This window comes from Catalinimonas locisalis, assembly GCF_038039535.1.
In the GTDB taxonomy this organism is placed as follows: domain Bacteria; phylum Bacteroidota; class Bacteroidia; order Cytophagales; family Cyclobacteriaceae; genus Catalinimonas.
Window position 1 is genome coordinate 32,598 of sequence record NZ_JBBPHP010000031.1, and the last position, 12,633, is coordinate 45,230.

General features: G+C 42.0%; 8 protein-coding genes. 2 read left to right on the plus strand and 6 right to left on the minus strand.

Annotated elements, in window-relative coordinates:
• Positions 1 to 4 precede the first annotated feature (4 nt).
• The 4 genes from WJR50_RS25320 to WJR50_RS25335 form a co-directional block, all read right to left on the minus strand.
• Entirely contained in the window at positions 5 to 1,009 is a 1,005-nt protein-coding gene (locus tag WJR50_RS25320; protein ID WP_341296099.1) for an ABC transporter substrate-binding protein, read from the minus strand.
• 24 nt (positions 1,010 to 1,033) lie between these two features.
• Positions 1,034 to 2,398: an MATE family efflux transporter gene (locus tag WJR50_RS25325; RefSeq protein WP_341296100.1), complete on the minus strand. Its 1,365-nt coding sequence runs from the start codon at positions 2,396 to 2,398 to the stop codon at positions 1,034 to 1,036.
• A gap of 81 nt (positions 2,399 to 2,479) precedes the next feature.
• Positions 2,480 to 3,028 (minus strand): NUDIX domain-containing protein, encoded by a 549-nt coding sequence (locus WJR50_RS25330; protein WP_341296101.1) that lies wholly within the window; start codon positions 3,026 to 3,028, stop codon positions 2,480 to 2,482.
• 194 nt (positions 3,029 to 3,222) lie between these two features.
• Entirely contained in the window at positions 3,223 to 3,753 is a 531-nt protein-coding gene (locus WJR50_RS25335) for an RNA methyltransferase (protein ID WP_341296102.1), read from the minus strand.
• 242 nt (positions 3,754 to 3,995) lie between these two features.
• Here WJR50_RS25335 and mutS point away from each other — a divergent pair, with 242 nt between their 5' ends.
• Positions 3,996 to 6,635 carry a DNA mismatch repair protein MutS gene (mutS, locus tag WJR50_RS25340; protein ID WP_341296103.1) on the plus strand — a complete coding sequence of 880 codons (2,640 nt, stop codon included), beginning with the start codon at positions 3,996 to 3,998 and terminating at the stop codon, positions 6,633 to 6,635.
• Here the strand turns inward: mutS and WJR50_RS25345 are convergent, their stop codons facing one another.
• Positions 6,636 to 10,022 (minus strand): PAS domain S-box protein, encoded by a 3,387-nt coding sequence (locus WJR50_RS25345; RefSeq protein WP_341296124.1) that lies wholly within the window; start codon positions 10,020 to 10,022, stop codon positions 6,636 to 6,638.
• Positions 10,023 to 10,256: 234 nt separating this feature from the next.
• A complete protein-coding gene (locus tag WJR50_RS25350) occupies positions 10,257 to 11,729 on the minus strand; it encodes an ATP-binding response regulator (protein ID WP_341296104.1) in 1,473 nt (490 codons plus the stop codon).
• Positions 11,730 to 11,962: 233 nt separating this feature from the next.
• On the opposite strand from WJR50_RS25350, the gene pyrE reads away from it, so the two are divergent.
• On the plus strand, positions 11,963 to 12,625 hold the full coding sequence (pyrE, locus tag WJR50_RS25355) for an orotate phosphoribosyltransferase (protein ID WP_341296105.1): 663 nt from the start codon (positions 11,963 to 11,965) through the stop codon (positions 12,623 to 12,625).
• The last annotated feature ends 8 nt before the right edge of the window (positions 12,626 to 12,633 follow it).

Genomic DNA, 12,633 nt, shown 5'->3' on the forward strand with positions numbered 1-12,633 from the left:
TGCTTCACCAGCTGTAACGGTCAAATAAGCTTTTTGCCTCTTCTGCAAAACGTGCAATATCACTTTGTGAAGTAGTATCTGCCCTGACTAATTTTAGATTGCTTAGGCTGGCAGGTACTTCAATATCAGGCCGGGCAGGGTACAAAAAATGTGAACGAGTGTATTGTGCAATAATGTCACGGGAGAAAAGATAATTGAGCAGCGCACGAGCCTGAGCAGGATGAGGTGCTTCGTAGAGAATGCTGACTCCTGTCAGGTGGAGATAGGTAGCAGGAGTGGGAAAGATCAGTTGAGCGGATTGGAAACGCTTATCACCGTTATGGTGCTTTACGTATTCTGCTGTATTCATAAGCGCAAGCCAGGCAGTACTATCACTAATGGAAAAGTGAGCAGAGGAACGGTTCTGAATAGAATCTACCAAATTATCGGGTAGCTCAGATATCCATTTTTCAGCTTCAGATCCCTGGTCAGCCAGCATAGAGGCAAGCTGTGAATAATAAATATTTTTGTTCCGGGCTCCCCAGCCTACTTTTCTTCGCCATTCAGGATTGGTCAGTTCAGCATAGCTACGCACTTGTAGGGTATCTACACTATCGCGCAGGTAAGCAATGGCATTAGCACTATAGCCCAGCCCTATCCATTGTAAATTACGATCGCGAAGATGATTTGGAACGGCATTGACAATGCTCCCCTGGGAAAGGGTATCCAATAAACCAGCCTGCTTTGCCTGCTGAAGATAAGTGATGCCTTCTAACAGAATAAGGTCAGCCATTACACTATCCTGCTGCTGTTGGACCAGGCGTTCAATAATCTGCTCACCGGTATCGCTTATAATATTCACTCTCACTCCTGAAGATCGCTCAAAGGCGGTAAATAATTTTCGGTCAGCAGTATTCAGCGCATTGGTGTATACATTCACTACGTCTCCTTGCTGTACAGTAGGAGGGGGAGAATCACAGGCAAATATGCTGCAAAGCAGAAATAAGAGAATCCAATAAAATTTAGTCATAAACTGATGAGTACAACTTTGCCTTTAAGCGGTCTGCACTTTATTTACTACAGGGTAGCTTTTAAGTAACTTTTTGCTAAGGTAATGGAAGCGGGCGAAAAGTAAAATGGCAGCGATGGTAAGGCTAAGGAGTAATCCATACCAGATACCATGCGGACCCAACTCCATAGTAAAAGCCAGCCAGTAAGCAATAGGCAGGCCTACCAGCCAGTAAGCTACCAAGGTAATCATGGTGGGTATTTTCACATCGGCCATTCCTCTTAGCGTACCCAGCCCCACGGCCTGTACGCCATCCGAAAGCTGAAAGAACGCAGCTACTATCAGTAAAGAGCCTGCCAGCTCTATTACTTCCGGCTCGTCAATATAGAGAGAGGGAAGAAAATGTTTGCCTACAACAAAAATTATAGCTGAGAGAGTCATCAGCATCAAGCTCATCAGAAAAGCACTAAAGCCGGCTCTTCTCATGTTGGGGATATCCTGCTTCCCTAATTGATTACCAACTCTTACGGTAGAGGCCGCGGCAATACCAGTGACCATCATATAACTGACTGCTGCCATATTGAGCGCAATCTGGTGTGCTGCCAGTGCCTGTGCGCCCAGCCAGCCCATCATGATAGCTGCACAGCTAAAAGCTCCTACTTCAAATACATACTGAAAACCAGTAGGTACGCCTAATTTCAGCATCCGTACAACCAGCTTTTTTTGAAAATGCTTGATCTTGAGGCCCTGCTGAAACCAGCTTGCTCTAGTCACATAAGCAATCATTACTACTGCCATTATGATTCTTGAGATAAAAGTAGCCCACCCGGCACCATTTAGTCCAAGAGCAGGAAAGCCTAGCTTGCCATAGATCAGCAGATAATTGAGGGCTATATTCAGGAGGTTAGCACTCAGCGTAATAAACATGGCCGTACGGGTAAAAGAAAGCCCCTCTGCATATTGCTTGAAAGTCTGGAACAGCATAAAAGGAACCAATGAGAGCGTGATGATCAGCAGGTAAGGAATAGTGATCTCAACCACCTGCTCAGGCTGTTCCAGATAGTAAAGTAGTGACGAGCCTCCCAACACCAGTAAGCCTAGCAAAAAAGCAGCGCATATATTAATGATGAAGCCATGACGAAATACCTGCCCGCTTTTTTGCTTATCGCCTTCGCCATCGGCAGCCGCTACCAGTGGGGTGATGGCCATAGATACGCCAATGCCAAACATCAGTACCAGCGAAAAAATACTGTTTGCCAGTGACACGGCAGCCAGCGGGTCAGTGCCTAATTCTCCTACCATCACGCTATCGGCTACACCAACAGTAATATGCCCGAGCTGGCTGAGCACAATTGGATAAGCAATAATGAAAGTAGTCCGAAAATGTTTGCTTAAAGGTTGTAATGACATGCTTGAAATAGGCGGTCAATAAGTATGACCAAATTATAGCCTGATGATAAACAATCTGGCTGATAAAAAATTCCTTTCCATTTAAAGGTTTAAGAGGCGAGCGGCTTTCAACAATCCTGAAACACTAATGGCGTCAGTAATCCGACCTTCCATCACCATATCAACTGCTTCCGTGAGGGGAAGCTTCATAATTTCCAAATCTTCAGTCTCGTCAAATTCGGGATTGCCTTCTTCCAACTCGCGAGCGATGTAAGTAAATCCTTCTTCATCAGTCACCGAGTTAGAAGTGTGAAGACGCATGAGCAAAGTCCAGCTTTTGGCGGTAAGGCCGGTTTCTTCTTTAAGTTCCCGCTTGGCAGACTCCAGCGGATCGTTGGCTTTGCTACCGCCACCCATAGGTATCTCCCAGGAGTATTCATTCAGCGTATAACGATACTGGCCTACCAGCCAGGTGTTACCTTCATTATCTATTGGAATAATGCCTATTGCCAGGTTTTTAAAAAGCACCTTGCCATAAATACCCTCCCCTCCTCGTGGATTGATCACCTGATCTTCATGGACTTCTATCCAGGGATTCTGGTAAATCTCTTTGCTACTGATTTGCTTCCAGGGATTGATATGCTCTTTCATGTCGCAATATATTTTTTCCGCTAATACGCTCTATGTTTAGAATGTTAATTCCAGATGATTTTTAACAGAGCACAAATATAATGCAACGAAAATAGCAGTATGTAGTTTTGGCAAATGTGAGAAAATGAAGTAGCCCTCTCTTACCTGGCAAGCTCTTGAAAGCAGTTAATGCTCAAAGTTTTGGAGAAAAAAATCTAATCCACCAGCTTCTTGTAAAAATCCCACATGACAATGCCTATGCTGACAGAAATATTGAGCGAATGTTTGGTGCCAAACTGGGGAATTTCCAGACAGGTATCTGCTTTCTCCACTACTTCGTCTGTAATCCCAAAAACTTCATTGCCAAATACCAGACAATATTTATTATCTCGGTAAGGAAGAAAATCCTGTAGTGGTACACTTTCGTCTACCTGTTCCACACATAAAATTTTGAAGCCTTCTTCTTTAAGCTCTTCAATTAATTCAACAGTCTTTTCGCGGTATTCCCAGCTTACGGAATCCGTAGCGCCCAAAGCCGTCTTATTAATCTCGCGGTGAGGAGGAGTAGCCGTAATGCCACAGAGATAGATTTTTTCAATCAAAAAAGCATCTGCCGTGCGGAAGGCTGATCCTACATTATTCATGCTGCGGATATTATCCAGCACAATGACGATCGGGTGCTTCTTTTTAGCCTTAAACTCTTCCAGGCTCAGGCGTTCCAGTTCTTCGTTCTTAAGTTTTCTCATATGTGCATAGATATATGCTCCCCTACAAATCCTGAGTTTCACCTTAAGCAAGATGAAGCTATCCTATCATGAATGTACTCTGTAGTAGAAGCGGGTTTTGGCTAAATAGTCAATATATAAGATATTGATATGAAGACAATGAATATAAAAATTTATCTACACTTATGAAGTACGAATTGTTTTTGCGGAGGTAAGGCTTCTTCTTATTTTTGTAAAATCTCCTGTTTTAAAAAAACACAAATATGCCTGGTGCCAAAGCTAAGAAGGTCAGCAAGGAAGCAAAAAAAGAAACGCCTCTCATGAAACAGTACAATGCCGTAAAAGCTAAGTACCCGGGGGCATTATTGCTGTTTAGAGTAGGAGATTTTTATGAGACTTTCGGAGAAGATGCCATTACGGCCAGCAAAATACTTGACATTGTACTAACCAAGCGGGCAAATGGTTCTGCCTCGGAAGTAGAACTGGCAGGCTTTCCTCATCATGCGCTGGATAATTATCTGACCAAACTGGTGCGTGCTGGTCAGCGTGTAGCGATCTGTGATCAGCTGGAAGATCCGAAATTTGCTAAAGGAGTGGTGAAAAGAGGAGTTACCGAACTGGTTACACCCGGCCTCTCTTTCAACGACAACGTGCTGGACCGTAAGCGCAATAATTATCTTGCCTCCTTGCATTTTGAAAAAGATACAGTCGGCATAGCCCTGCTGGATTTGTCAACCGGAGAATTTCTCGCTTCCTGTGGTACAGTTGCTTATATAGAAAAGCTGCTGCAGAGCTTCAACCCGGCAGAAGTTATTTACTGCAAAAAGGACAGAAAAATTTATGAAGAGCTTTTCCGTGATCAGTATAATACCTATCGCCTGGAAGACTGGCTGTTTACACACGATTATGCTTACGGAAGGCTCACCAAGCATTTTAATACCCAATCCCTCAAAGGTTTTGGGGTAGAAAATCTAGCTGAAGGCATTATTGCTGCCGGAGCAGTGCTGTATTATCTGGAAGAAACCGAGCATAGGGAGATCAGTCATATATCCTCTCTGGCACGTATTGAGGAAGAAAAATATGTTTGGCTGGATAAATTTACGATCCGCAATCTAGAGCTCATCTTTCCGCAGCACGAAGGGGGAGTGCCCCTGATTGATGTGCTGGACAAAACCTGTACCCCTATGGGAGCCAGGCTACTTAAGAAGTGGATTGTACTGCCTCTGAAATCCAAGACGGCCATAGAAGAGCGGCTGCACACGGTAGAAGCTTTACTGGAACAGGAAGAACTCCGAAAACAGATTATCCAGTATCTTAAAACTATTGGCGATCTGGAGAGGCTCATCTCCAAAGTTGCGGCGGGAAGAATCAATCCGCGAGAGATGATACAGCTTAAAAGAGCCATCAAGCATACCATTCCGGTTAAGCAGTTGCTGGCTTCTTTAGACATTCCTCAACTTAAAAAGCTGGCCGATCAGCTCCACACCTGTGAGTACATTCTGGATAAGATTGAGCGTGAGCTCCGGGATGATCCTCCCCTGGTCACCAATCAGGGCGGGCTGATCAGAGAAGGAATACACGAGGAGTTGGATGAACTCAATAAAATTGCTTACTCCGGTAAAGATTATCTGGAGCAGGTTCGGCAAAGGGAGATTCAGAATACTGGCATCAGCTCTCTGAAATTGTCATACAACAAAGTATTTGGTTACTATCTGGAAGTAAGCAATGCCCACAAAAACAAGGTGCCTTCCAGCTGGATCAGGAAACAAACTTTGGTAAATGCTGAGCGCTACATTACCGAGGAGCTAAAAACATACGAAGAAAAAATCCTGCATGCCGAAGAAAAGCTTACCCATATTGAGCAAAAGCTTTATCAGGATTTAGTGCTGGCTACCTCTGAGTTTGTGACACAGATTCAGCAGAATGCCCGTACTCTGGCGGTGGTAGACTGTCTCTCTTCTTTTGCACAGATTGCTTTTCAGAATCACTATACTAAGCCTGCTTTGACAGAAGATGAGGTGATTGATATCAAAGAGGGGCGGCATCCGGTGATAGAAAAGCAGATGACACCCGGAGAAAATTATGTGCCTAATGATATTTATCTGGACAATGAAAAGCAGCAGATCATCATCATCACTGGCCCTAATATGGCGGGTAAGTCAGCCCTGTTGAGGCAGACAGCACTGATCGTACTGATGGCGCAGATGGGTTCCTTCGTACCGGCTACCCATGCGCAGATTGGGATAGTGGATAAGGTATTCACCCGTGTAGGGGCTTCGGATAACCTGGCAAAGGGCGAGTCTACTTTTATGGTAGAAATGATAGAAACCGCCAGTATTATCAATAATTTGAGTAATCGTAGCTTATTACTGATGGACGAAATAGGACGGGGTACCAGTACGTATGACGGAATCTCTATTGCCTGGTCTATCGTAGAATATCTGCACAATCACCCACGTTTTCAGGCCAAAACACTTTTTGCTACCCACTATCATGAGTTAAATCAGCTTTCTTCCGACTTTGAAAGGATCAAAAATTACAATGTAGCAGTCAAGGAAGTAGGCAATAAGATTTTGTTTTTGCGTAAGCTAAAAGAAGGAGGAAGCGAGCATAGCTTCGGTATTCATGTGGCACAAATGGCGGGCATGCCTCAGCAGGTAGTGATGCGTGCCAGTGAAATCATGCGTCATCTGGAAAAAGATAAGATCAATGGTAAAGCATCAAAGCAGATGAAAGAAATCCCCAAACAGCAAAATTTTCAGCTTTCATTATTTGAGGCAGACCCTAAGTTTATCAAAATCAAAGAGATGTTGGAGAATACAGACATCAACACAGTTTCACCAGTAGAAGCCTTGCTGAAGCTGAATGAACTTCAGCTGATCATGAATTCTAAATCAGATTAATTAGGGGGAGGTTTCCTCTATTTCCTGCATAAGCTTCGTGATAAAATGGTTGAAGTGAAGACCTAAAAGATGAGTATAGTGATCGGGTGATTTACTATATTCATCAAAGTTCGCTTTAATATGATTGATAATATCTTCCATCTGCTGTAGCTGCATCAGTTTAATGTAGGACATTACCTTATGGTTGTTACTACGAAACAGTTCTTCATCTCCTACCTTCAAAGCGTTTATAATGAAAACCTTACTATTTTCAGTAAGCTTAAGAATCTGTTCTAAAATCTTAACATAATCTGCCTGATCATTTATATAAAGGGCTTTGAGCTGAGAAAAATCAGGTGTATCCAGGTTAATATCGGCGGTCACTACTTCCTCCTCATGTTCATTGTTTCCCGAATCGTTTACGATTTTAGCATTCACAATGCTAGAGAAGTAACTGAGTTTGTGGTGGAGGTCTTTAGGATTAATAGGCTTGGCAATATAATCATCCATTCCGTTTTCTTTAATACGCAGCCTTGTACGGTCTGATACGGAGGCTGACAAAGCCAGAATAGGAATATTGCTGTAATGTGGGTCCTTGAGTTTTCTGATTTCCCGGGCTGCTTCAAAACCATCCATCTCGGGCATTTGTATATCCATCAGGATAAGGTCATAATGGTTTTGTTTTACTTTCTCTAAGGCTTCCAGTCCGTTGAGGGCAGTGTCTAGCTGTATATGCCAGGTATCACATAACCCTTCCATCAAAAACTGGTTAGGAATCACATCTTCAACATATAGTACTTTTAGTCCCTCCAAAGACTGAAACTCATGGATAAAGCTTTGATCACTTTCTGTCTGGGAAGATGCCGAACCCGGTACTTTTTTGAAAGGAAGTTTGACTTTGAAAGTAGTGCCTTTACCTTCTTCACTATGAAGTATAATTTCCCCCCCAAACATATCTACCAGCTTTTTTACGATAGAGAGCCCTAAGCCGGTACCCCCAAAATAATGGGACGTTCGCTGGCTAGCTTGTTTATAAGGATCAAAAATAATCTCTTGCTTATCATCCGGAATACCGATGCCGGTGTCAGCCACTTCAAAAAGAAGGGTATATTCATGCTCAGTCTCGCTGTCTACATATATACTAAGGATTACCTGTCCGTCTTCGGTAAATTTAATAGCATTATTAAGGAGATTATTCAGTATCTGCCCTAAGCGATTGACATCACCATTGAGCATCTCAGGAAGCTCTTCTTCCAGTAAGGTACGAAACAGCAAGCCTTTTTCCTGGGCAAGCGTTTTGTAAGTCATTTTGATACCCTGAAGAAACTCTTTGAGATTAAAATCGTCCTCGGCAAATCCTAGTTTACCCGCTTCAATTTTGGAATAGTCCAGCACGTCATTGATAAGAGCTGTAAGACTTTCACCAGAGAACTTAAGGGTCTGGAGTAGCTTAGTCTGGTCTGCCCGAGGGGTACCCTGTAACATCAAATGTGTCATGCCCAGCACAGCGTTGAGAGGTGTCCTTATCTCATGGCTCATGGTAGACAAAAACTCTTCTCTATTTTTCAAAGTTTGCTCAGCCTCTTCGCGTGCTTCTTCCAGTCGTTCTTCGTTTTCTTTGAGTTCGCTAATATCGGAAATGCGCAATAGGGCAAAACTTTGATAATTGGTCTGAAAAAAAGAGATAGCCACATTGGCCCAGAAAGCTTTCTGGTGCAAGTCAACACAGCGTATATTTTGTTGCAAGGCTTTGGTATTCAGCAACGCGCTTTCCAGGGGCTCAAGCTCAGTACTGCTATCAAATAAGTTTTGAAAATGTTTCCCTTCCAGTTCCTCTTCAGAGGTTTCAAAAACTTCCAGAAAGTTTTTGTTTACCTTTTTAATTATCAAAGAGGGCAATTCTACCAATGCAATTGCATCTGCCAGGTAGTTAAATACATTGGTGAATAAAGAAGCAGGGTCAGATACTGATTCTGCATGAGGGATACGTTTGAGCAGCACCAGAAAAGAAGGAGATTCATCCTGAGCAGACTCTTCCAGTTTTCTAAAGTCAACTTCTAACGCCAGTATTTCTCCAGATTTAGTGATAAAACGACTTTTGAAGCTTTCTAAAGGAGCAGTAAAGGCATTCTGAAAATGAAGTTCCGCAGTGGTACGGTCTTCAGCATGAATAATACTTTCTATTCTTCTTCCCTCAAGCTCATCTTGCGAATAGCCAAGCACTTGCCGTATTGAAGGGCTTATGTATTTTATTGTTAGGTCTTTCTGAAAAAAACATACTACTTCATCTACATATTCAGCGATGAGTTTGAGGTATTGAGGTGCTGACTGAAAATCATTTAATGCTTGTTCGTCCAGTGGATAAAGCCGAACCGTAGTATGGGTTTGCTGGCCTTGAGCACTATAAAACTTGTCCAGCATCACCCGCATGGGTATAAAAGTATTATTCTGCTTGATTCTGCACTGGTATTGCGTACTGACTATCCCGTTAAGTATTACTTCTTCCTTGGCAAACCGCAAGCGTTGCTGATCTGCCGGATGTAGCATATCAATAAAATTACTGCCCTGATAGACACTAATATCAAGCAGTGAGGTAGTGGCCGGACTGATATAGTTGACTTTACCTTGAGCATCTAACAACAAAAGCGCTGCCTGGCTTGAGGAGTTTGAAGAAGAAGGAAAAACCGGAGGTTCATATTCTGCTCCTTTTTCGTAAGCAATGAGCCGGTTCAGTTTTCCCTGGGTATCAAATGTCCTTTTTACAATGTTTTGTACCTGGACAAGTTCTCCGTTACTTTGGTATGCCCGATAAGTATAAGTTTTTAAGGCAAGACGGTCTCGGGTATCCTGCTCCATTTCCTGTTGAATACGCGCCTTGTCTTCATCTGCTATAAGAGCTGTAAACCCTCCTACACCAATATACTCAGCCTGACGATAACCATAGAGCTGACGTACCGCAGGGTTTACGTACAGGCATTGCAATTGGGCATTGTAGAGTGAAACTATGTGAGGCACATTATCTGCCAACAGTTTATAATTGAGGCTTAATGCATCTTCACTGGCGGCCAGGGCTTCAATTACCATCATGTAGATATCACCTTTTTCGTGGGTTATGGTACTAAGCAGAAAGCTGACTGGCAACAGCTGTTCATCCTGGCGGATGATAAAAGCTTTTTGTTCTAATGTTTGAGATGAAGAAGCAGGTTTATGGGACAGGAACGCTTGTAGGTTCTGATGAATGTCTTGCTCTATTAGATCAAATATACTTTTGCCTTCGGCTTCTGCTGAAGTGTATTGAAATAAATAACTGGCAGTGGAATTAAAATAAATGATACTCCCTTGCTTGTCAAAAATGACAACAGCTTCCGAAGCATCATTGAATATTTCATTAAGTCTGCCTTTATCCATTTTCAAGGTACAGAGGATTTTTCCTCACAAATGTATGGTTTATTTGATTAAAAATATAAAAATTATAATATTTTTTATTAAAAAATGACAAATAATCTTTTCTAGATGTCTTTACTAAGTCTTTATAAGCTTTAATTGAGCCTGAAAAAGAACATTTTATAGATAAATTGCTCAATTAAATACAAAATTAACGTGTAAGTTAAGAAATTAATCAAGGATTTGAAAAGTGAAAATTTACGTTGAAACAAAGCTAAGGAGTTTCTGATAAAGCTCATCAGGCTTAATAGGTTTGAGAATATAGTCGTTCATTCCGTACTGCTTAATTTGCTCGATGGTCTCATCAGAAAATGAACCAGATAATGCGATAATGGGTACTGAAGCATTGAATAATGATCCTGCCTGACGGATAATCTGTGTAGTCATGTATCCATCCATCACTGGCATCTTTAAGTCCATCAGTACAATATCATAATGATGATGATGAAGTCTGTCCAGGGCTTCGCGTCCATTGAGAGCAGTATCTAGATGTACCTGCCAGATAGAACATAAGCCTTCCATCAGGAAATGATTTGCAATAATATCCTCCACATACAAAAGCCTTAGACCATGGAGCACAGATTGGTCCTGAGGTTGATCAAAGGAGAATACCTCACCTTGCTTTTGATTGTTAGCCTGAGCATTTCCTATAATAGTAAGAGGAACAGTAAAGCATAGTTCTTTTTGCCGAGCTGAGTGGGTATTAACATACCAATTTGCTCCGATAAGGGAAGCAATATGATTTACAACGCCAATCCCCAATGCTGCTTTGTCAAATATATTTTTATCAAGTTCCGCATTAAATACGAAGTTGAATTTTTCAGCATCCTCATCTGATTTGTTATAGGTAATCTGAAGTTTGATACCATTGTTTTTTTCTGTGGCGGCTTCTATAAGCGCTTCCAGTATAATTATCAGCGCTTTGCAGATAAGCTGCATATCGCCCATCAAAAAGAGCGGAAGTACTGTATCTGCCTCATATTTCAGCTTTAATCTCTGAGTTTGCGGATAAGTATTAAAAGCCTTTTCTATCGCTTCTACCACCTCGAGGACGCTAAAAGGTTGAGGATCTGGAGACATTCGTTCATGAATAAGGTCATCATAAAGTAGTATGTGCTCAATTGCTTTTTGTAACCGCTGACCTGAATGCTGCATATTGTGCAGGAGAGGTAATTGGTCAGTACGAGGGTGCATATTCAACAGACGGTCTACCAGCGTAGAAAGCGTATTGAGGGGCATATCAGTCTCATCCTTTAGTAAGTTGAGCAACTGACGGGTTTCGGCCTGGATATGTTGTTGAGTTTCCTCTCTTTCAGCCTTGATCTTTTTGTTTTTAGGGTAAAGTGTAGCAAGATACACCGCAGGTATTTTGTGCAGGCGAGAAATTCGTTGTATGCCTATATCTGCGGTAAACGAGTCTTGCTGGTGGCCCCGCACCTGTTTTTGAGATATATGGATACTCTTTTGTGTAGAGCTTATAAACATATCAAGTTCGGCTTGAAATGCTGACGAAAACAGCCCGGAAAATGGCTGATAACTTAGTTGCTTGTTTTCGTAGGATAGTAAATGCAGCGCAGAAGGATTAGCATACTGTATGCCATATGAAGTATCAAAAATGACGATAGCATCTGAAGATTTTTCAAAAAGATGATAAAGTTTTTCTTGATTCATGGATTAAACCTTCCTATGAGAATGCGAGAAAAGCAGATTTAATGTGCCAACTATCTTATTGCAATTTATCAAAACCAATGACTCATTTCATTTTTAGAGACTCTTTTCTGGGAAGGATAAGGGAAATGTTTGTAATGTGCATAAATTTGCACCTCAACATACTGAAGGATAAAGTAGTTAAAGCCAGGTAAGTGGGATAAAAGCATATTTTTTTACTTTTTAAAAACAAAAGCATGAATCATATATCAGACGGAAGAGATGCATCAGTAGCAGAAGTGATCGCAAGAATGTTTCTTGACATAGGAGTAGTAAAGTTAAATACCGAGGAACCTTTTCAATGGAGTTCGGGCTGGAAATCTCCAATATATTGTGATGGGCGTATTTCCCTCTCTTACCCTCAGGTAAGAAGTTACATCAAGGAGGAATTGGCAGAGCTTGTTCGCAAACGTTTTCCGGATGCTGAAGCTATTGCAGGAGTGGCTACTGCAGGGATACCTCAGGGAGTGTTACTTGCAGATTTATTGGAATTGCCTTTCTTGTATGTACGCACCAAACCTAAGGGACACGGTATGACAAACATTGTAGAAGGAGAAGTGGTTAAAGGCCAAAAGGTAGTGGTAATAGAAGACCTGGTGTCCACCGGGAGTAGTTCGCTGAAAGCAACCGCAGCCTTAGATTTATCAGGGCTGGAAGTATTAGGGCTTATCTCAGTCTTTACCTATGGTTTTGATACTGCACGAGAACACTTCGCCAATGCAGGTATTCCCTTTATCTCGTTGAGTAATTATGATGTATTAATCAAAGAAGCGGTAGAGCAGGACCTGATCTCAGCTACCGATCTTTCTTCACTGCAAGAGTGGAGAAAGGCACCTCATCTTTGGAAACAAGATGCCTAAGCTCTTTT

What these genes read in the sequence shown, in the direction of transcription:
- mutS (WP_341296103.1), top strand. Translation starts at nt 3,996, where the DNA reads ATGCCTGGTGCCAAAGCTAAGAAGGTCAGCAAGGAAGCAAAAAAAGAA.
- WJR50_RS25335 (WP_341296102.1), bottom strand. Translation starts at nt 3,753, where the DNA reads ATGAGAAAACTTAAGAACGAAGAACTGGAACGCCTGAGCCTGGAAGAG.
- WJR50_RS25345 (WP_341296124.1), bottom strand. Translation starts at nt 10,022, where the DNA reads ATGGATAAAGGCAGACTTAATGAAATATTCAATGATGCTTCGGAAGCT.
- WJR50_RS25325 (WP_341296100.1), bottom strand. Translation starts at nt 2,398, where the DNA reads ATGTCATTACAACCTTTAAGCAAACATTTTCGGACTACTTTCATTATT.
- WJR50_RS25350 (WP_341296104.1), bottom strand. Translation starts at nt 11,729, where the DNA reads ATGAATCAAGAAAAACTTTATCATCTTTTTGAAAAATCTTCAGATGCT.
- pyrE (WP_341296105.1), top strand. Translation starts at nt 11,963, where the DNA reads ATGAATCATATATCAGACGGAAGAGATGCATCAGTAGCAGAAGTGATC.
- WJR50_RS25330 (WP_341296101.1), bottom strand. Translation starts at nt 3,028, where the DNA reads ATGAAAGAGCATATCAATCCCTGGAAGCAAATCAGTAGCAAAGAGATT.
- WJR50_RS25320 (WP_341296099.1), bottom strand. Translation starts at nt 1,009, where the DNA reads ATGACTAAATTTTATTGGATTCTCTTATTTCTGCTTTGCAGCATATTT.